This window comes from Janthinobacterium foliorum, assembly GCF_978021625.1.
This window is the reverse complement of record NZ_CDXDQE010000022.1, coordinates 19,944-40,430: the sequence shown is the minus strand read 5'-3', so window position 1 is coordinate 40,430 and position 20,487 is coordinate 19,944. Positions and strand designations below refer to the sequence as shown.

The following is a 20,487-nucleotide window of genomic DNA, read 5'->3' as shown; positions in this document are numbered from 1 at the left end:
GTGGAAAGCTTGCCTATGCCAGTATAGCCAGAAAACGCCCCTGGCATGGTCCGCACGCGCCGGTCAATCCGCCTGCCTCGCTTGCATTTCCTGCAGGCGCCAGGCGCCGGGATTGGTGCCGGCCCAGGCACGGAAGGCGTGGTTGAAGGCGCTCTGTTCCTGGTAGCCCAGCAGGAATGCGATATCGACCAGCGACAGGCCGGGCTGGCGCAGATAGTCGCGCGCCAGGCCATAGCGGGCCTGGTCCAGCAGGGCCTGGAAACTGGTGCCCGCATCGGCCAGCTTGCGCTGCAGGGTGCGCGGCGTGATGGCCAAGGTGGCGGCGATGGCGGCCAGCTTGGCCGAACCGTGGCGCAAGCCCGCGACGATGGCCGCGCGGACCTGCGCGTCGATGGCGCCGCCCTGGTCCGTGGCGGCCTGGCGCTGCGCCAGCAATTGTTCCGCATGCTGGCACAGCACGGGATACAGGCTGACGTCGGCGTTCGGCACGGGCCAGTCCAGCAGTTGCGCGTCGAAGGTGGCCGTGTTGGCGTGCGCGCCGAAGGCGGGCAGGCTGCCCAGCACGCGCACATATTCGTCGCGGTGCGCCGCGTGGCGCAGCAATGCTTCGCCGCCGCCGTCGTGCGTGAACGCCAGGCGGGCGGGCGGCAGCGGCATGCCGGCCAGCCAGTCCCCGCACACTTTGACGCCGGCAAAGACGCTGTCGACCAGGTGCCGGCTGGCCCCCGGGTAATGGCTGCTCCAGCGGTAATGCGCGACGGCGCCATCGCGCTGCAGGGTGGAGCGGCCCAGGTCGTGCGCCAGCCGTTCGTAGCGGGCCGTCTGTTCCAGCGCCTGGCCGACGTCCTTGCAGCTGAGCAGTATCAAGCCATAGGCGCTGTACGTGCCCATGCGCACGCGCTGGCCCACGTGCAGGCCGAAATGCGCGTCGCCCGCCAGTTGCGCGCCCGCGTCGAGCAGGCGCACATAGTCGCGCGCAGCCAGCCCGGGCGCGGATGCGTCCAGGCTGTGCGGCGCCATGCCGGCCGCCTGCGCCAGGACAGCGCCAGCGATGCCGTGCGCCCCCGCCGCCTCCAGCAGCGGCTGCAGATAGGCGATGGCGACCCGGCCTTCCACGTGGTGGCGGTCAGTGCCTGTCATGATGGAACAATGCGATTGTCATGAAAAACCAATACCCGTGCTGCGTGGCGGCATATGCTGTTGATCAGAGAAGACAGTATAGCAAGCCGCCGTGGCGCGCAACTGAGGCTGCAAGCCGGGCCAATACAAGGGGATGGCGATGCAACGCTGGAATGGCTGGGGGGACGCGCGCATCGTGTATGCGCTGAGCGAGGACGCGCTGGCCTTCCTGCGCGCGCGGCTGGGGCCGGGCAGTCCCATCGCGGACGCCACGTTCGACGACGCCTGCGCGCAGGTGCCCGTCTCGCGCCTGGCGCCGCATCCGCTGATCGACACCACGCCGGCCCAGCGCGTGCGCCATGCGCTGGGCCAGAGCCTGCCCGACTGGTTCAAGCTGCGCCACGGACGTCTCGGCGCGGTGCCCGATGGCGTGGCCTTTCCCGACAGCGCGCAGCAGGTGCGCCAGCTGCTCGACTACGCGCGCCAGGCCTGCGTGGCCGTGATTGCCCACGGCGGCGGCACCAGCGTGGCGGGACATTTGACGGTGGCGCCGGGCCCGCGTCCCGTGCTGGCGCTGAGCCTCCGGCGCTTGTCCGCGCTGGGCCACCTGGACCGCGAAGCGCAGCTGGCCACGTTTGGCGCGGGCGTGTATGGCCCCGACCTGGAAGCGCAGCTGCGCGCGCATGGCTACACGCTGGGCCATTATCCGCAGTCGTTCGAGTATTCCACTTTGGGCGGCTGGATCGCCACGCGCTCGTCGGGACAGCAATCACTGCGCTATGGACGCATCGAGCAGCTGTTCGCGGGCGGCGTGGTGGAAACGCCGGCCGGCACCCTGGCGATCCCCACGTTCCCCGCCTCGGCGGCCGGCATCGACCTGCGCGAAATGGTGCTCGGCTCCGAGGGGCGGCTGGGCATCGTCACGCAGGCCACGGTGCGCGTCTCGCCGCTGCCACCGTACGAAGCGTTCCACGCCGTGTTCTTTGCCGGCTGGGAGCAGGCGCAGGCCGCCGTGCGCGCGCTGGCCCAGTCGCGCCTCTCCCTGTCCATGCTGCGCCTGTCGAACGCGCTCGAGACGCAGACCATGCTGACCCTGGCCGGCCATCCGAAACTGGTGGGGCTGCTGGAACGCTACCTGTCGCTGCGCGGCTGCGGCGACGGCAAGTGCATGCTGATGGTGGGCGTCAGCGGCGAAGCTGCACCGGCGCGCGCGGCCCTGCGCGCCGCCCTGAAGCTGGCGCGGCGCCACGGCGGCGCGCACGTGGGACGGCACATGGGCGACAAGTGGAAGCAGGGGCGCTTTCGCAATGTCTACCTGCGCAACGGCGCCTGGGAACACGGCTATGTCATCGACACGGTGGAAACGGCCGTCGACTGGCCCCGCGTCACGCCCATGATGGCGGCGCTGGAGCAGGCGGGGGCCGGCGCGCTGGCCCGGCACGGCGAGCAGGTGCACGCGTACACGCACCTGTCGCACGTGTATGCGCAGGGCGCCAGCGTCTACACCACGTATGTGTACCGGCTGGCGCCCACGTACGAGGAAAACCTGGCGCGCTGGCGCAGCTTGAAGGATGCGGCCGGCGCCGCCATCGTCGCCAACGGCGGCACCATCAGCCATCAGCACGGCGTGGGCACGGACCATGCGCCATGGCTGGCGGCGGAAAAGGGGGAGCTGGGCATCGCCGCCATGCGCGCGCTGCTGCGCCAGTTCGACCCGCAGGGCATGATGAATCCCGGCAAGCTGCTGCCTGAACCGGGGACAGGATTGTGAACAGGGCGGAGCTGCCCGCGCTGCTGGCGCGCGAGTGGGATGTGCTGATCGTCGGCGGCGGCATCACGGGGGCCGGCATCCTGCTGGAAGCGGCGCGGCGCGGCTTGACGGCGCTGCTGGTGGAGCAGCGCGATTTCGCCTGGGGCACGTCGAGCCGCTCGTCCAAGCTGGTGCATGGCGGCTTGCGCTACCTGAAGCAGGGGCAGTTCGCCATGACGCGCGAGTCGGTGCACGAGCGCCAGGCCTTGCTGGCGGACGCGGCGGGGCTGGTCGAGCCGCAGGGCTTTGCCTTTGGCGACTACGCGGGCAGGAAGCCGGGCCGGCGCCAGTTCATGCTGGGACTGGCCATCTATGACCTGATGGCGGGGCGGCGCGCGCGGCGCTATGTCGACGCGGCCGATTTTGCCATGCTGGCGCCGCACGTCCAGCGCGAGGGCCTGCGCGGCGGCATGCTGTACCAGGACGCCAAGACGGACGACGCGCGCCTGGTGCTGCGCGTGCTGCAGGAGGCGCGGCGCCATGGCGGCGTGGCCGTCAATTACCTGGGCGTGGCGTCCTTGCTGCGCGAGGGCGGCAAGGTCGCCGGCGCCACCTTGCTCGATGCGGTCGATGGCGCGGCGTCTGCCGTGCGCGCGCGCCTGGTGATCAGCGCCACGGGCGCGTGGGCCGATGGCCTGCGCGGGCAGGTGGGAGAACAGCCGAAGCTGCGGCCCCTGCGCGGCAGCCACCTGCTGCTGCCCGCCTGGCGCCTGCCGCTGGCGCAAGCCGTCAGCCTGATGCATCCGCGCGATGGCCGCCCGGTGTTTGCGTATCCATGGGAGGGCGTGACCCTGGTGGGCACCACCGACGTGGACCATGCCGGCGGCCTGGAAAACGAGGCCGCCATCACGCGCGGCGAACTCGATTATCTGCTGGCGGCGCTGCGCTGGCAGTTTCCCGCGCTCGATCTGGGGGAGCAGGATGTGCTGGCCACGTTTTCCGGCGTGCGCCCCGTGATCGACAGCGGCCAGCTTGACCCGTCGAAGGAAGCGCGCGAACATGCGCTATGGCTGGAAAATGGCTTGCTGACGGTGGCGGGCGGCAAGCTGACGACCTTCCGCGTGATCGCCCTTGATGCGCTGCGCCGCGCCGCGCCGCTGCTGCCTGGCTGGCAGGCGGATTTGCGGCCGCTGCCCATCTTCGATGCGGCGGCGCCATTGGCGGGCAAGGCATTGGCGCTGGACGCGGAACAGCGCGCCCGCCTGCTGGGGCGCCATGGGGCGCACGCGCAGGCGCTGTGCGATGCGGCGCTGGACGGCGAGTTGATGCCGGTGCCGGGCACGCAGACCTTGTGGGCGCAGCTGCGCTGGGGCGCGCGCAGGGAAGACGTGCAGCACCTGGACGACTTGCTGCTGCGGCGCACGCGCCTCGGTTTGCAGCTGGCCGGCGGCGCGCTTGCTATCATGCCGCGCCTGCGCGCCATTTGCCAGGCGGAGCTGGGCTGGGACGATGCGCGCTGGGACGCGGAGCTGCAGCGCTACCTGGCACTGTGGCGGCGGCATTACAGCGTGCCGCCGGGTGACTAAGGCAGCGATAACAACAACGATAAAAAATATAAAGAGGAGAGCATCATCGAGACCACCCTGTTCGGCCAGCCCCTGGCATTGGGCGAAGCCCGCATCACCTATGACAGCCTGTCGGCGCTGGACTTGCGCCAGCCCGTGGCTGCCCTTGTCGACGACCTGGGCGAAGACCTGCTGCAAATTACCTGCGCGAATGGCGACATCGTCGACGTGGGCTGGTATCCGGCCTGGAATGAAAAAGGACGCTTGCGCGTGGTGGCCGTGCGCGGCCAGGACTGGGAAGCGCCCGTCTACAGCGCCCGGCCGGATAAGGATCCGCAGGCGCTGCTGCAGGCGCTGCGCGCCGCGCTGGCCAGCGTGGCATAAGCCATGGCCTGCGCAGCGGGCGATGGCCCGTACATCCTTGCCATCGACAACGGCACGCAAAGCGTGCGCGCGCTGCTGTTCGACCGGGACGGCAAGCTGGCCGCCAAGGCGCAAGTCTTTTTGGAAGCGTATTATTCCGAACACCCCGGCTGGGCCGAGCATGACGCCGAGGGCTACTGGCAAGCCGTGTGCGCGGCGTGCCAGCAGCTGTGGCGCGGCACCGCCATCGCAAAATCGTCGGTCGCAGGCGTGGCTGTCACCACGCAGCGCGGCACGGTCGTCAACGTGGATGCAGACGGGGCGCCCCTGCGTCCCGCGATCACCTGGCTGGACCAGCGCAGCACGCGCGAGATTCCCCCGCTGGCGCCGTGGTGGCGCGCCATCTTCCGCGCCACGCGCCTCGATGGCACGATCGCGTATTTCCGCCGCGAGGCCGAGATCAACTGGATCAGCGCGCAGCAGCCAGACATCTGGCGCCGCACGCACAAATTCCTGCTGCTGTCGGGTTTTCTGAACCACCGCCTGTGCGGCAACTACGTCGATTCGACGGGATCGCAGGTGGCGTACATCCCGTTCGACTACAAGCGCCATGCGTGGGCCGGGCGCTTCGACTGGAAGTGGCAGGCGCTGGCGATTCGGCCCGCCATGCTGCCGGAACTGGTGACGCCGGGCACGCGCATGGGCGCCATCACGGCCGCCGCCGCCGCCGCGACGGGCATACCGGAAGGTACTCCCCTGCTGGCGGCGGCCGCCGACAAGGCCTGCGAGGTGCTGGGCGCCGGCTGCGTCGAGCCGCACGTGGCGTGCCTGAGCTACGGCACCACCGCCACCATCAACACGACCAGCCGCAAGTACGTGGAAGTGACGCGCTTCATTCCGCCCTATCCGGCCGCCATGCCGGGCGCCTACAGCACGGAAGTGCAGATCTTCCGCGGCTACTGGATGGTCAACTGGTTCAAGGAGCAGTTTGGCGACCGCGAACGGGCGGCCGCCGCCGAAGACGGCACGGGCCTCTGCGCCGAAGCGCTGTTCGACCGCCTGGTCGACGCCGTGCCGCCCGGTTCCATGGGCCTGATGCTGCAGCCGTACTGGAGTCCCGGCATCAAGGTGCCGGGCCCGGAAGCGAAGGGCGCCATGATCGGCTTTGGCGACGTGCATACGCGCGCGCACATCTACCGCGCCATCCTCGAAGGCCTGGCCTATGCGCTGCGCGAGGGCAAGGAACGCATCGAACGGCGCAGCGGCATTGCGATCACGGAGCTGCGCATCGCCGGCGGCGGCTCGCAGAGCGACGCCGCCATGCAGCTGACGGCCGACATCTTCGGCTTGCCGGCCGCGCGCGCCCATGTGTATGAAAGCTCGGGCCTGGGCGCGGCCATCGCCGCGAGCGTGGGCCTGGGCTGGCATGCGGATTTTCCCGCCGCCGTGCAGGCGATGACGCGCAAGGGCAAGGTGTTCCAGCCGCATCCCGAACACCGCAAGATCTACGAACAGCTGTACCGGCGCGTGTACCGGAAGATGTATGCGCGGCTGCAGCCCCTGTACCGCGAGATTGCCGATATCACGGGCTATCCGGAATAGTCGGGCTTCAAATCGTATTGCGAATCATTCGCATCCGAGTTATGATGTGTCCCGCATTTCACTTAGGCAATAAATCCACGGTGAGTGCGCTACGCCGCCGGCCACGCGCCGGCGCGTTTTCGCGCGGGCAGAATGCCGCCGCCACGCTTCCTTCAACGCCGCCGCTTGATCGTGCACTGTCTGTTCCCTCTGCCCAGCATTTTTTCATTCCAGAAGCATGAAGTAGTGAGCAACCCCAGGCAAGGATAGCAATGAAGATCAGCAGCAAACAAGGATGGCGCGCCACGGCGCGCACGGGCGCATTGACGCCCATGGCCGCCGCGCTGGCGCTGGTACTGGGCGGCATGGGCGGCAGCGCCTGGGCGGCCGAGAAGGCGGGCAAGGACGATGCGGCGCGAAACGACACGCAGATGCCGGCCATCAGCGTGTTTGGCGACGCCATCAGCGCCGGCACGGCCGGGCGCTCGTACATCAGCAGCGCCGACATCGAGCGCCAGCAGGCGGACAATGTCGCCTCGCTGCTCGACACCTTGCCCGGCGTGGACCTGGCCGGCACGGCGCGTCCCAGCGGCCAGAGCCTCAATATCTGGGGTTTCAACAAGGTGCAGGACGTGAAGGTCATCCTCGACGGCGTGCCCAAGGGCTTCGAGAAATACCGCCAGGGTTCCATCTTCATCGAGCCGGAACTGATCAAGCAGATCGAAGTCAACAAGGGCGCGCATACCAGCCTGTACGGCAATGGCGGTTTCGGCGGCGTCATCACGGTCGAGACCAAGGATGCCAAGGACATGCTGGAAGGCGACGAGAAAATCGGCGCCATGGTGAAGTATTCGCGCCATTCGAACAACGGGGAAAACGACGCCACCGTGGCCGTGTATGGCCGCACCGAGGATGGCCGCTTCGATGCGATGGCGTTTACCACGCAGCGCAAGTCCGACGATTTGCGCAAGCCGGACGGCAAGCCGTTCCGCTTTTCCGCTATCGACGCGCCATCGAGCCTGGCGAAGCTGAATATCCGTTTGACGCCGGAGCAGCTGCTGACGCTGACGGCGATGAAGAGCGGCAGCACGGGCTGGGGCCCGTTCGCCGCCATGGGCGAGGACGTGCCCACGCCGACCGAGGCGGAAATCAAGAAGTACGGGCTGGAAGAAGCATGGCAGCGCAAGGCCGTCTACCGCGACCAGAACGACGACACGTATTCCGTGAAGTGGCAGTACGCGCCGCAGGACAAGCCGTGGATCAAGCTGACGGCCAGCGCCGGCTATTCGCACACGGACCAGCACGACAAGCGCCTGCCATCGGCTTCGCTGGGGTCTTACCTGGGGTCGCTGGGCAACGAGAGCTGGGCCTCGTACGTGGACCGCATCGCCGAAGTGCGCAACGAAAGCGTGTTTTCCACGGGCGCCGTGTCGCACGTGCTGCAAACGGGCCTGCAATGGCACAAGAACGTGCGCGATACCCTGATGTACTACCCGTCGTCGACGGCGCTGAAGGACCCGACGTACAACTATGGCTACTTCCAGCCCTATTACATGCCGGCCGGGCGCCAGGAAACCACGGGCCTGTACCTGCAGGACGCGATGACCTACGGCAGCATCACCTTGACGGCGGCGCTGCGCCACGACCGCGTCGTCTCCGAAGGCGTGCCGAACAAGGCGTCGCGCTACAACAGCCCGCTGCCCGAGGCGGGCCACGACTTCAGCGAAAAGGCGCACGAGGACTGGTCGCCGCGCCTGGGCCTGTTCTGGAAAGCGTCCAGCGCCGTGGCGCTGTTCGGCGACTTGAGCCGCACCTGGCGCGCGCCCACCATCGACGAGATGTATTCGAACGAATACTATGTCTCGTCCAAGCTCGGCTCGTCAACGCCGGGCACCAGCCGCGACCTGGCCGTGGAGCGGGTGACGGCCGTGCGCGCCGGCGTCATGCTGCACCGCCAGAACGTGCTCATGGAACGCGACGACGCGCAGCTGCGCCTGACGGCCTACCGCAACAAGGTCAGCGACAATATCGGCCCGCGCCTGGGCATCCTGATCGAAGGCTACGTGCCGGGATCGGGCAAGGTGCCGCCGGCCCTGTCCGACTACCGCAATCTGGCCGGCTTCCATACGCAGGGCGTGGAAGTCGAGTCCTATTACAACTCGCCGCGCCTGTTCGCCAGCGCGTCGCTGTCGAAGCAGCGCGGCACGCGCACCGGTTCCCAGCGCGACCCGTGGGGCGCGGACGAACCCGTGTCGACGATTGCGCCCGACAAGCTGATGGCGGGCCTGGGCTGGCGCATGCCGGACCTGGGCGCCAGCATCGGCTGGCAGGGGCGCTTTGTCGCCAAACAGGAGCGCGTCCTGCCAGTGGGCAATGTGTACCGCTTGCCGCCGTCGAAAGGCTATGCGCTGCACACCCTGTTCGCCTCGTGGAATGGCCGGCAGGGCGTCTGGCGCGGCACGGAAGTGCGGCTGACGGTGGACAATATCTTCAACCGCAATTACATGCCGTACCTGAGCGAGGCGGTGACGGGCGTGGGACGCAATGCAAAGTTGAGCGTGTCACGTAAGTTTTGATTAATTTTAAGAATGGCGGGCCGGAGACGCGGGCCCGCTTGGCCCGGGGTGCCTTTTTTTGTGACTTGGGCCTACTCCCGGTTCGCCGTATCCTTAACGTAACACCAACGCTTTGACCGTCTCCCAGGCCGTGCTGCCCGAGTGCGTGGCGCGGACCTGGTTGCGTCCCCCTTCCTTGGCCACGTACATGGCGCGGTCGGCGGCGACGAACAGCGCCTTGCGGTCGTCCAGCTGGTGCGGTTCGATGGTGGCCACGCCGATGCTGACGGTGATCCAGGGCGAGGTGGCGGAGCGCGGATGCGGCAGTTGCAGCGCTTCGATGTGCGCGCGGATGGACTCGGCCAGCGCCAGGGCGCTGTCGGCGCCGGTGTCGGCGAACAGCAGCACGAATTCCTCACCGCCATAGCGCGCCGCCAGGTCGCCGGGGCGGCTGGCGTGCGAGGCGATGGCCTGCGCCACCTGCTGCAGGCAGCTGTCGCCGGCCGGGTGGCCCAGGCTGTCGTTGTACAGCTTGAAGTGGTCGACGTCGAGCACCACCAGCGACAGGGCGCTGCCGCCGCGCACGGCGCGCTGCCATTCCTTTTCCAGGAAGCTGTCGAAATGCCGGCGGTTGGCGATTTTTGTCAGCGGATCGAGGTAGGCGGCCCGCTGCAGCGCGTCTTCCGACTGCTTGTGGTGCGTGATGTCGTGCAGCAGGCCGATATACAGGGGCTGGCGCAGATACATCGGCGTCAGGGTCAGGTCCATGCTCAGCGCTTCGCCATTGCGGTGGCGGATCGTCACTTCGCGCGTGCCGTGGTTGTGCGCCGTGTCCGGATTGGCGGCGTACATGGCGAAGTAATCGAGATATTCCTGCGTCACGAGAGGGCTGAGCAGCTCGCCGATGGAGCGCCCGGCCAGTTCGTTTTCGCGGTAGCCCAGGTATTCGTCGCAGGCCGGATTGGTGTACTGGATGCGGCCATCGGCCTCGATGATCAGCAAGCCCTCGGCCATGTTGTTGACGATGGTGCGCAGGCGCTCGGCCTGTTCCTGCTGGGTTTCATTGTTGCTGCGGATTTGCAGCTGGGCGCGCACGCGGGCGCACACTTCGGCCATGCGCAGCGGCTTGCTGATGTAGTCGACGGCGCCGCAGTCGAAGCCGGCCACCACGTCTTCCGTTTCCGTCTTGGCGCTCATGAAGATGACGGGGATGCGCTGCGTCAGCGGATGCTGCTTGAGGCGGCGGCACGTTTCGATGCCATCCATGTCCGGCATCAGCACGTCGAGCAGGATCAGGTCGGGATGGGCGCGCTGGGCGATCGCCAGCGCCCGTTCGCCGGAAGTGGCGACATAGGTCTGGTATCCCTGTTCGCTCATCAGCTTGCGCAGCAGCTCAAGGTTGGCCGGCGCATCATCGACAATCAAAATGGCGGCTTCGCGCCGTTGGGGAAACCCCACACTGCCTGGACTCATTGCTACCGGCCTTTTCGGATGTGCTGCGCGAGGCCAGCGTTTGCTGCACTTTCGGTGATGCCGAAGCCCGGCAAGCCGCCCCCGCGCGTGGCGGTCGGGCAGGATAGCGCCAGGAGTGTAGCCCTGGCCGCGAACCGCGGACCGTGAGCGCATGTACACGTGTAGTCAAAGGCTGACCGGATTCAAGTCTGCTGCTTCGGCCAAATCATACCGCTTTGCTAATTCTTTGGGTGAAAAATCGACGTTCAAAGACGTGGTAAATCATTATTTTTATGCTATTTTTAAAAATAAATACACGTAGTTGTTGCCGTAAAGGCTGTTTTTAAGGGGAAAAGACGCGTGCCCGCTGGCGCTGCGGGCAGCCGGCACGCCCCGCGGGGAGCGGGGCGTGGAGAGTGCGATTACATTTTGGCAGCGATCAGCTTGCCCAGGATGGCGATGCCTTCACGGATGCGTTCCGGCGGCACCGTCACGAAGGACAGGCGCAGCGTGTGCGTTTCCGGCGTGTTGGCGTAGAACGGCGCGCCCGGCACGAAGGCCACCTTGTTGGCGATGGCTTCGTCGAGCAGCTGCATGGCGTCGATATGCTTGGGCAGGGTGACCCAGATGAACATGCCGCCTTCCGGTCTGGTCCAGCTGACGCCGGCCGGGAAGTGTTCTTCCAGCGCCGACAGCATGGCCTGGCACTGGTTGCCGTACAGGCTGCGGATGCTGGGAATATGCCGTTCCAGGAAGCCATCCTTGATCACTTCATGCACCACCATTTGCGTCAGCTGCGACGTGTGCAGGTCGGCTGCCTGCTTGGCCAGCTCCAGGCGGCGCACCAGCGGCGGCGGGGCCACCACGTAGCCAAGGCGGATGCCGGGCGTGAGCACCTTGGAGAACGATCCCATGTAGATCACGCCGTCCGGATTCATGTTGAGCATCTTCGGATACGGCTCGCCGCTGTAGCTCAGGGCGCCGTACGGATCATCCTCGATCAGCGGCAGGCCGTGGCGGGCGCAGGTTTCCACCAGTTCCACGCGGCGCGCCACGGACAGGCTGCGGCCCGTCGGGTTCTGGAAGTTCGGCAGCGCGTACAAGAGGCGCGCGCCATCGGCGACGGGGTTGATCGACGACGGCACCAGGCCTTCGTCATCGGTATCGACGGACACGAATTCGGGACGGTAGACGGAAAACGCCTGCAAGGCGCCCAGGTAGCTGGGGGTTTCCACCAATACCTTGCTGCCTTCGTCGATGAGGACCTTGCCCAGCAAGTCCAGCGCCTGCTGCGAGCCGGACGTCATCAGCACCTGTTCCGGCGCGATCGTGCTGCCCTGGCTGGAGAGCGAGTCGGCGATCCACTGGCGCAGCGGCAGGTAGCCGTCGGTGGGACCGTATTGCAGGGCCACCTTGCCATTGTTCGACAGGACCTTGTCGAAGGCCGCCTTCATTTCCTCGACGGGGAAGGTGGCGGGCGAGGGCAGGCCGCCGGCAAACGAGATGATTTCAGGGCGCTGCGTGATCTTCAGGATTTCGCGGATGAACGAGCTTTGCAGCTGTTCCGCGCGTTCGGCAAAGCGCCATTGGATCGGATTCGGATTTTCAATTTTCATACGAGTCTCACGGAAGATGCCGAGCTGCGCCGGCTGGTTTTGTTGGCCCGCTTGTGGCGGTGCTTGCGCAAGCGGCGCCGGGTAGGCGCCGCCATGGTGCTGCGGTATTGTACGGCTTGCAAGCTGGTCTGCCCACCGCGCACGTCGGGCAGCGTTGCAAACGGGCGTCATTTCGCCTTATTTCAGCTTGCGCCCGGCCGCCACCACGGCGATCACGGCGCCGGCAAACAGCAGGCTGTCCGTGGTCAATGGCTCGCCGAGCAGGATGGCGGCGCCGATCAGGGTGAGGAAAGGCTGCAGCAGCTGCGTCTGGCCCACGCGGGCCACGCCGCCCAGCGCCATGCCCCGGTACCAGAAAAAGAAGCCGATGAACATGGAAAACACGGAGATATACGCAAAACCCAGCCAGGCCGCGGCGCTGGCCTGCGCCATCAGCGCGCGCTGCGGCCAGGCGTCCCACAGCACCACCGGCAAGACAAAAGGCACGGCCAGCAGCAGGGCCCAGGAAATCACGTGCTGGCCGGGCATGGCTTGCGCCAGGCGTCCGCCTTCGGCATAGCCGAGCGCGCCCAGCAGCACGGCGGCGAACATCAGCACATCGGCCAGGTGAAAGCTGCCGCCGCCCTGGCGCAGCGCGAACGCCACCACCAGCGCCGTGCCGATGACGGCCATCAGCCAGAATCCGAACGATGGACGTTCCTTGCCGCGCAGCACGGCAAACACGGCCGTGGCCAGCGGCAAAATCCCCACCAGCACGGCGCCGTGGGAGGCGGGCAGGCTGCGCATGGCGATCGACGTCAGCCAGGGGAAACCCAGCACGCAGCCAAGCGACACGAACGCCAGCGGCAGCCATTGTTCGCGCCGTGGCCAGGGCGCGCGCTGCTGCCACAGCCACAGGCCGGCCAGGCCGGCGGCCACCAGGGCGCGGCCCAGCGCGACGAAGGTGGGGTCGAGTTCGGCCACGGCCAGCCGCGTGAACGGCAGTGTCAGGCTGAAAAGGGCGACGGCGATCAATCCCAGCAGCAGGCCCTTGCGGTCGTCGCGGAGGCTGGGTGGCTGGCTGGCGGGGGCGGTGCGGATGCTGGTGTGCGATGGCATGGGGTTCCTGGTGCTGGCGTGATCAATATATGGGCGTGGATTAAGCTGCCCTGTACTGCTATCCTAGAGTCGAATAGCAGTACAGTACAAATACACTTCAACGCATAATCTCCCATACTGTAATGGTCATATGAGCAATACACCTGCATCCCCGGCACTGCCCTTGCTGTCGCGCGCCTCGGGCGAAACCCTGATCGACCAGATCGTGCGCTCGCTGGCGGCGCGCATCGACGACAAGCTGCTGCGCGGCGGCGCGCGCATGCCGTCGATCCGCCAGTGCGCGGCCAGCTTTGGCGTGTCGTGCGCCACGGTGGTGGCCAGCTACGACAAGCTGGTGGCGCGCGATTACCTGGAATCGCGGCGCGGCGCCGGCTTTTTCGTGCGCGAGCGCTCGTCGCTGAATACGCCGGCGGCGCCGCCCGGCGCCCTGGAGGCGGGCGCCCAGCCCATGGATGTCGTCTGGCTGATCCGCAATATGTTCCGCCAGACGCCCGCCATCCCCGCGCCCGGCACGGGCATGTTGCCGGCCGAATGGCTGGACGGCGACCTGGTGGCGCGGGCCTTGCGCGACGTCAGCCGCCAGCCGGGCAATCTGCTGCTCGGCTATGGCGCGCCGCAGGGCTTTCTGCCCTTGCGCCAGCAGCTGCAGCGCAAACTGGCGGGCCTGGAAATCGCCTGCCCGCCCGAGCAGATCGTCACCACGGTGGGCGTGATGCAGGCGCTGGACCTGGTGGCGCGCGAGTTTGCCCGCCCCGGCGATTGCATTTTCGTCGACGATCCCGCCTACTGGCTGATGTTCGGCGCCTTTGCCGCCATGGGCGTGCAGGTCATCGGCATCCCGCGCCTGGGGGACGGTCCCGATATCGGCGTGCTGGAGCAACTGGCGGCCGTGCATCGTCCCAAGCTGTATGTGATCAACTCGGTGCTGCACAATCCCAGCTCGACCTCGCTGTCGGCGGCCAAGGCCTTCCAGGTGCTGCGCCTGGCCGAGCAGCATGACTTCCTCGTCGTCGAAGACGATATCTATTGCGACATGCATCCCGGTGGGGCGGTGCAGCCCGCCACGCGCCTGGCCGCGCTGGACCAGCTGCGCCGCGTGATTTACCTGGGCGGCTTTTCCAAGAGCCTGTCGGCGAACCTGCGCGTGGGCTTCATCGCCACTTCGCGGGAGCGGGCGCAGCGCCTGGCCGACCGCAAGATGCTGGCCACCCTGACCACCAGCGACATCGGCGAGCGGGTCGTGTATAAAATCCTGTCGCAGGGCCTGTACCGCAAGCACGCCGAGCGCCTGCGCGCGCGTCTCGACAAGGTACGCGATGGCACGTACCGCCGCGCCGAGCGGGCCGGCCTGCGCTTCGATCCAGCGCCGGCCGGCATGTTCATCTGGGCCGATGCGGGCTGCGACACGAATGTCCTGGCCGAAAAGGCGCTGGCCGAAGGCCTGGTGCTGGGACCGGGCAGCCTGTTCTCGCCGCGCCAGCTGCCGTCCAGCTTCATGCGCCTGAACCTGGCCACCGTGCAGGATGACCGGGTATGGGCTTTTTTTGACCGCGCGCTGGGGTAGGGTGCCACACTGCCGCCTCCTGCACGCCCCAGCGGGTCAGGCGCGCCGGCGCTGCCGGTGGCCCATGGCTGCCAGCAGTGCCACGCCAGCCAGCAGCATGCCTGCTTGCGCGGGTTCCGGTACTTCGCGTACTTGCCACAGCGCGTATGTGCCGGTGCCGACGAAGTTGGTGGTGGCGACATAGGCGCCATGGTCGTCCGGATAGCGCGGAGCCGTATAGGTCAGCTGGAATTGGGAGCTATAGCCCCAGGGATCGAAGAAATCCTTGAATTCGATACGCTGCTCAAACTCCGAGCTGTCAAAGTAAGAAGTCGATCCGCCACCCGTAGAGACGTCGATCATGGAGAACACCTCGTACCGCCCGGCGTCGTAGCCGCCGGAGCCCGTCATCAGGATATTGCTTGTGGGCCGCAGATACATGCTGGCGTAGCCCTCGGGGTCCAGGGTCCAGTTGTGACGGCGGTTGCCCATCGTGATCTCGCCGGAAAAATATACCGGGGCGCCAGTGTTTGCGTTACTGGCGCCGTGGATGCTTCCGGACTGGCTTTCGGTAAGCGTCGAGGTATCGAGCAGGAACTTCATCGTATACGCCTTGCCCACCAGCGATTCTCCGGAATTGGTGAACAGTCGTAATTCGTCCACGCCCTGGGCGACGATGCCGCTCACGCTGAACTCGATCACGGTTGCGCGGGCCAAGGCGGGCAGCGCCAGCATGCCCGCCAGGATGCCGGTCCGCACGGCGAGCATCAGGACTCTGGGCTGGCGTGTGGCCATGGTTTTTGCGGATGCGGCAGCTGCCTCATTTTGTGTGCGGTAGGAACCCGCCATGTACAGCGGCATGTGCGTCCAGGCAGACATCTTTGATAGGCATTTCACGAGCGTATCCCCTTTTTTAATTGGTAGAAAATTAATATTAATGCCCGCCCCATCTGCATGGCGCTCAATTGATTGGCTTGTTTTGTTATTGTTTTTGCTATGCTTGGTGCGCCGCCCGCGCCGCCGTTCGATGTGCACGCGGTCACATTTGCGCAAGAGCATCTTGAAATCGCTTGTACAATCCCCAACTCCGTAGCATCCGTCCCATCCACAAGACTATGAGGTAAAAATGGCTGTCTCCGAAAAGCAAACCCTGGGTTTTCAGACTGAAGTAAAGCAGATGCTGCATCTGATGATCCATTCCCTGTACTCGAACAAGGAAATCTTCCTGCGCGAATTGATCTCGAACGCGTCCGACGCGGCCGACAAACTGCGCTTCGAAGCGATCGATAACGACGCCCTGTATGGCAACGATCATGAATTGAAGATCAAGGTCAGCTTCGACAAGGAGGCGCGCACCATCACCATTTCCGACAACGGCATCGGCATGACCCGCGACGAGGCGATCTCGCACCTGGGCACCATCGCCAAATCGGGCACCAAGGAATTCTTCGGCAAGCTGTCGGGCGACCAGCAGCAGGACGCGGCCCTGATCGGCCAGTTCGGCGTGGGCTTCTATTCGGGCTTCATCGTCGCCGACAAGATCACCGTCGAGACGCGCCGCGCCGGCGTGGACGCCTCGGAAGGCGTGCGCTGGGAGTCAAGCGGCGAAGGCGATTACAGCATCGAAACCATCGACAAGCCATCGCGCGGCACGGACATCATCCTGCACCTGCGCGAAGGCGAGGACGAATTGCTGTCGAGCTGGAAGATCAAGTCCATCATCCGCAAGTATTCCGACCATATCTCGCTGCCGATCGTGATGCAGAAGGAAGAGTGGGACGAAGAGAAAAAAGAAACCGTCCTGAAAGACGAATACGAAACCGTCAACCAGGCCAGCGCCCTGTGGGCCCGCAACAAGGCGGACATCACCGAAGAACAGTACGACGAGTTCTACAAGCACGTGTCGCACGACTTCCAGGCGCCGCTGACGCACACGCATAACCGCGTGGAAGGCCGCAGCGAATACACGCAGCTGCTGTACATCCCGGCCAAGGCGCCGTTCGACATGTGGGACCGCAACAAGCGCGGCGGCATCAAGCTGTACGTCAAGCGCGTCTTCATCATGGACGATGCCGAGCAGCTGATGCCAACCTACCTGCGCTTCGTGCGCGGGGTGATCGATTCGGCCGACCTGCCGCTGAACGTGTCGCGCGAGATCCTGCAGGAATCGCGCGACGTGAAAGTCATCCGCGAAGGCTCGACCAAGCGCGTGCTGGGCATGCTGGAAGAACTGGCGAACGCGGACGAGCAGGACAAGAAAGACAAGTACGCCGTCTTCTGGAAGGAATTCGGCCAGGTGCTGAAGGAAGGCATCGGCGAGGACGCGGCCAACAAGGAGCGCCTGGCCAAGCTGCTGCGCTTTGCTTCGACGGCCAACGACAGCGACGAACAGATCACCTCGTTCGCCGACTACGTGGCGCGCATGAAAGAAGGCCAGGACAAGATTTACTACGTCACGGCCGATAACTACGCCGCCGCCAAGAACAGCCCGCACCTGGAAATCTTCCGCAAGAAGGGCGTCGAAGTGCTGCTGCTGACGGACCGCGTGGATGAATGGATGCTGTCCTTCCTGCAGGACTTCGAAGGCAAGGAACTGGTTTCCGTCGCCAAGGGCGGCCTGGACCTGGGCGCGCTGGAAGACGAAGCGGAAAAGAAAGAGCACGAAGAAACGGAAACGTCGTACGCCGACCTGGTGGGCAAGATGAAGACCGTGCTGGCCGACAAGGCCAAGGACGTGCGCGTGACGTTCCGCCTCACCGATTCGCCAGCCTGCCTGGTGGCCGATGAGAACGAATTGTCGGGCAACCTGCTGCGCATGCTCAAGGCTGCGGGCCAGAGCGCGCCGGAATCGAAGCCGATTCTGGAAATCAACCCGAACCACCCGCTGGTGACGCGCCTGAAGTACGAAGACGCGGAAGGCGGCAAGTTCGGCGACTGGGCCAACATCCTGTTCGACCAGGCCATGCTGGCCGAAGGCGGTTCGCTGGCCGATCCGGCCAGTTTCGTCAAGCGCTTGAACGAGTTGCTGCTCAATTCGGCGAAGTAAACGCCTTGCTGTCGACGTAAGTAAGCCGGCCCTTTCTGTGTGAAAGGGCCGTTTTTTTTTATGCTACAGTGCGCCATTATTTTATTTTATGGAAAAAGCAATGGCGCATTGCCCGGCATGTGACAGTTCCAACGTTCAACGCCTCTCCATGGTGCATGCCTCCGGCATTTCAGGCACATCGACTCATATGTCGGGCAGGATCGATGGCGATTTCATCCACGGCCATGCGCGTACGCGCAGCCAGACCTTGCTGTCACGCCAGGCCGCAGGGCCGACGATGCAGACCCACCAGAAGGCAGGGTTGATCGTGTTAGGCGTGATCTTTTTTGTCATCGCCGCCGTCATCTTTTACCAGGCCGGCGCGAATGGCTTGTTCTGGATCTTCGTGGCAGGGGGTGTCGTCTCTGTCGCCTTGTCGCAAACGACCTTCGTCGCCAATTGGGACAAGGAGGCCGCCGCCTTGCAGGACAAGTATGCGCGTACCTTCATGTGCCATGCCTGCGGCCACCGCTTCGTTCCCGTGCTGAAGCAACCATGAAACACCGCCTGATGGCGGGCCTGGGCGCGCATGCGCTGGGCTGCCTGCTGTTTATTGCCTTGAGCTGGCTGGGTTTTTTCCTGTACACGCAGCTGTTTGGCAGCCTGGGCTCGCGCGGCGTGGCCGGGGGGCTGGCATTGCTGCTGGTGTTCTATGTTTATGCGGGCACGAATCTGCTGCTGGCGCTGCTGCCCGATGGCCGCGTCAAGCCGCTCTTGTGCGGCGTGCTGGGGGCGGCGGTGCTCGCCTATCTGCTGTCGCAGCATCCGTTGCGGGCCCTCTATTTCAGCGTGCTGTCGGGCGGCTTGAGCTGGCTGGCCGTGCTGGCCGGCGAGCGCCTGAGCCGTTATCTACGGGATTGACAGGCTGGCGCAAAAGGCGACGACGGCGTCGGCGGCCGCCGCCGGCGCCGCTTGCAGCAGCATGTGCGGCGCGTCGATGTCGACCAGTTGCGTGCCGGGCGCCAGCCGCAGTATCTGCAGGGCGTTCGCGGGCGGCACCAGGCGATCGTGGCGCGCGCGCAGGTACTGCACGGGCAGGCTGCCGCGCGCAAACGCCTGCGCGGCGTCGGCCGTGATCACGGCGCGCAGGCGCTGGCGCAGCACGCCGGGCGGCACGCGCGCCAGCGCGGCAGCCAGCTGCGCCTGCAGTTCCGGCGTGGAAAAGGGGGCCAGCAGCGCCTGGCGCAGGGCGACGCCGGGCATGGCGCCGAAGGGAAGCAGGTCCAGCAGATGGCGCAGCGGCGCCAGCAGGGGGCGGGGATTGCGCACGAAGGAGCAGCACAGGATCAGCGCGCGCATGCCGGGTGGCGGATCGGCGCGCAGGGCGGCGCCCAGCGGCCCGGAAAACGATTCGGCCAGCACGATGAAAGGCCGCTCCTGCGGCAGGCGCTCGCGCACGAACGCTTCCAGCGCCGCATAGTCGAGCGGTGCCGTCGGGTAGGCGACGACCCGGGTTGCAATGGCGGTGCGGCTGTCCGCGCGCGCGCGCAGGGCCGCGTCAAAACGCTGGAACAGCTGGCCCGTGCCATCCATGCCGGGCAGGAGAACAAGCAGGGGGGAAGCGTGGTCGAATGTCGTCATTGCGGCCATCATAGCAGCCCATGGCGCGCGCGCCTGGCGCACCAGGCGCACGGCATGGGCGCTGGCGCCATGCTAGAATCACCGACGCGCCACGCGTGGCCGGAATAACGGGTAGATCCCGGGCAGACAGAAACATGCATATCACTTTATCGACATACCGTTCCCTGGGCGGGGCCTTGCTGGTGGCGTCCAGCCTCCTTGCGCAGCCGGCCAGCGCCACGGCCAGTCCGGCGGCCACGAAAAGCCTGGCGTCGCTGCTGGCGGGCGGACCCTTGCCGCGCCTGAGCGAAGACCCGCAAGTGCGCGCCGCCCTGTTCGATTTTTTCGGCTATGCGCGCGGCAGCTACACGGAAGACGATGACTTGCTGCTGGCCCAGGCGCTCGAGGCGGTCAGCGAAAAGCGCGACGCCACGCGCACCGTGCTGCCCGACGGCCGCCAGCTGCTGGCGTCGATGAACGACCGCAACCAGGGCCGCGAGCGGGGCGCCATGCTGCTCGACAAGCGCGGCGCCATCATCGCCTTCGGCCTCGTCAACGGCCATTGCCGCCTGGAGGGCCAGCCGCTGGCCAAGGTCTGCAATCCTGATCCGAACACGGTGCTGACGGTGTTTCACCGCAAGGGCATGCTGGTCGGCGAGGCGGCGCCCCTGCTGACCTGGGCCAGGCAGCTGCCGCCCATGCTGGCGCTGATCGCGGGCGACAAGGATACGGGCGCCGACGGGCAGAAGATCGCCACGGTCGAGTATGTGCTGGCGCAGCCGCCGCTGCCCGGCTGGAACCGCGCCCAGCTGCCGCCCGCGTTCCCGCCGGCGCTGCTGCCGCTGCTGCTGGACAAATCCACGGTGCTCACTTCGGCCGGTGCCGGCGTGTTTGCCTATCCGCTGACGCTGAAGGGCAAGAAGCAGAACAATGTGCTGGACCAGGCCGAAGGCCGTCCGCCGCGCGACCTGGAAGTGGCGCTGCGCAGCTACGCCAGCTTCGACACGGTGGTGGAGCGCTACCGCCAGCTGGCCAAGGGCGCGCGGGTGCAGCGCAACGAACGCACCGCCTACCTCGATGGCGACATGGGGCAGGGCAGCTACCGCGTCTACATCCGCAACACGGGCGCCGATGGCGTCATGATCGACGTGGCGCTGTGGCAGCGCAGGCTGGCGGCCAGCCGCTGAGGCCAGCCTGCGC

At 66.2% G+C, this 20,487-nt stretch carries 16 protein-coding genes; 10 read left to right on the top strand and 6 right to left on the bottom strand.

Going from position 1 to position 20,487, the window contains the following annotated elements; all coding sequences use genetic code 11:
• Positions 1 to 63: 63 nt before the first annotated feature.
• Positions 64 to 1,140, bottom strand: coding sequence for an AraC family transcriptional regulator (locus ACZ92H_RS28635; RefSeq protein ID WP_465051868.1), 1,077 nt, complete (start codon positions 1,138 to 1,140; stop codon positions 64 to 66).
• 139 nt (positions 1,141 to 1,279) lie between these two features.
• Here ACZ92H_RS28635 and ACZ92H_RS28630 point away from each other — a divergent pair, with 139 nt between their 5' ends.
• The 5 genes from ACZ92H_RS28630 to ACZ92H_RS28610 all read left to right on the top strand — a co-directional run bounded on the left by ACZ92H_RS28630 (position 1,280) and on the right by ACZ92H_RS28610 (position 8,954).
• A complete protein-coding gene (locus tag ACZ92H_RS28630) occupies positions 1,280 to 2,890 on the top strand; it encodes an FAD-binding oxidoreductase (protein WP_465051869.1) in 1,611 nt (536 codons plus the stop codon).
• Positions 2,887 to 4,455, top strand: a complete 1,569-nt coding sequence (locus ACZ92H_RS28625; protein WP_465051870.1) for a glycerol-3-phosphate dehydrogenase/oxidase — start codon at positions 2,887 to 2,889, stop codon at positions 4,453 to 4,455. Before ACZ92H_RS28630 ends, ACZ92H_RS28625 begins: the two co-directional genes overlap by 4 nt.
• A gap of 78 nt (positions 4,456 to 4,533) precedes the next feature.
• Positions 4,534 to 4,818 carry a hypothetical protein gene (locus ACZ92H_RS28620; protein WP_131378358.1) on the top strand — a complete coding sequence of 95 codons (285 nt, stop codon included), beginning with the start codon at positions 4,534 to 4,536 and terminating at the stop codon, positions 4,816 to 4,818.
• A gap of 3 nt (positions 4,819 to 4,821) precedes the next feature.
• Entirely contained in the window at positions 4,822 to 6,399 is a 1,578-nt protein-coding gene (locus ACZ92H_RS28615; protein ID WP_131378360.1) for an FGGY-family carbohydrate kinase, read from the top strand.
• A 251-nt stretch (positions 6,400 to 6,650) separates the two neighbouring features.
• A complete protein-coding gene (locus ACZ92H_RS28610) occupies positions 6,651 to 8,954 on the top strand; it encodes a TonB-dependent hemoglobin/transferrin/lactoferrin family receptor (RefSeq protein WP_465051871.1) in 2,304 nt (767 codons plus the stop codon).
• Between the two features lie 93 nt (positions 8,955 to 9,047).
• On the opposite strand, the gene ACZ92H_RS28605 is transcribed toward ACZ92H_RS28610, so the two are convergent.
• The 3 genes from ACZ92H_RS28605 to ACZ92H_RS28595 all read right to left on the bottom strand — a co-directional run bounded on the left by ACZ92H_RS28605 (position 9,048) and on the right by ACZ92H_RS28595 (position 13,099).
• Positions 9,048 to 10,406 (bottom strand): diguanylate cyclase domain-containing protein, encoded by a 1,359-nt coding sequence (locus ACZ92H_RS28605; RefSeq protein WP_131378364.1) that lies wholly within the window; start codon positions 10,404 to 10,406, stop codon positions 9,048 to 9,050.
• Between the two features lie 401 nt (positions 10,407 to 10,807).
• On the bottom strand, positions 10,808 to 12,001 hold the full coding sequence (locus ACZ92H_RS28600; protein WP_131378366.1) for an aminotransferase-like domain-containing protein: 1,194 nt from the start codon (positions 11,999 to 12,001) through the stop codon (positions 10,808 to 10,810).
• 177 nt (positions 12,002 to 12,178) lie between these two features.
• Positions 12,179 to 13,099, bottom strand: a complete 921-nt coding sequence (locus ACZ92H_RS28595) for a DMT family transporter (RefSeq protein WP_465051872.1) — start codon at positions 13,097 to 13,099, stop codon at positions 12,179 to 12,181.
• A gap of 130 nt (positions 13,100 to 13,229) precedes the next feature.
• Here ACZ92H_RS28595 and ACZ92H_RS28590 point away from each other — a divergent pair, with 130 nt between their 5' ends.
• Complete coding sequence (locus ACZ92H_RS28590; RefSeq protein WP_131378370.1) at positions 13,230 to 14,663, top strand: aminotransferase-like domain-containing protein; 1,434 nt, start codon at positions 13,230 to 13,232, stop codon at positions 14,661 to 14,663.
• A 36-nt stretch (positions 14,664 to 14,699) separates the two neighbouring features.
• On the opposite strand, the gene ACZ92H_RS28585 is transcribed toward ACZ92H_RS28590, so the two are convergent.
• Complete coding sequence (locus ACZ92H_RS28585; protein ID WP_465051873.1) at positions 14,700 to 15,701, bottom strand: hypothetical protein; 1,002 nt, start codon at positions 15,699 to 15,701, stop codon at positions 14,700 to 14,702.
• Positions 15,702 to 15,768: 67 nt separating this feature from the next.
• Here ACZ92H_RS28585 and htpG point away from each other — a divergent pair, with 67 nt between their 5' ends.
• The 3 genes from htpG to ACZ92H_RS28570 all read left to right on the top strand — a co-directional run bounded on the left by htpG (position 15,769) and on the right by ACZ92H_RS28570 (position 18,588).
• A complete protein-coding gene (htpG, locus tag ACZ92H_RS28580; protein ID WP_465051874.1) occupies positions 15,769 to 17,688 on the top strand; it encodes a molecular chaperone HtpG in 1,920 nt (639 codons plus the stop codon).
• Between the two features lie 88 nt (positions 17,689 to 17,776).
• Entirely contained in the window at positions 17,777 to 18,226 is a 450-nt protein-coding gene (locus tag ACZ92H_RS28575) for a hypothetical protein (protein ID WP_465052386.1), read from the top strand.
• A complete protein-coding gene (locus ACZ92H_RS28570; protein WP_465051876.1) occupies positions 18,223 to 18,588 on the top strand; it encodes a hypothetical protein in 366 nt (121 codons plus the stop codon). Before ACZ92H_RS28575 ends, ACZ92H_RS28570 begins: the two co-directional genes overlap by 4 nt.
• Here ACZ92H_RS28570 and ACZ92H_RS28565 read toward each other — a convergent pair.
• On the bottom strand, positions 18,577 to 19,308 hold the full coding sequence (locus tag ACZ92H_RS28565) for an alpha/beta fold hydrolase (RefSeq protein WP_465051877.1): 732 nt from the start codon (positions 19,306 to 19,308) through the stop codon (positions 18,577 to 18,579). The genes ACZ92H_RS28570 and ACZ92H_RS28565 overlap by 12 nt on opposite strands.
• 134 nt (positions 19,309 to 19,442) lie before the next feature.
• Here ACZ92H_RS28565 and ACZ92H_RS28560 point away from each other — a divergent pair, with 134 nt between their 5' ends.
• The gene (locus ACZ92H_RS28560) at positions 19,443 to 20,474 is read left to right on the top strand and encodes a hypothetical protein (RefSeq protein WP_131378382.1); all 1,032 of its coding nucleotides are present in this window, start codon (positions 19,443 to 19,445) and stop codon (positions 20,472 to 20,474) included.
• Positions 20,475 to 20,487 lie beyond the last annotated feature (13 nt).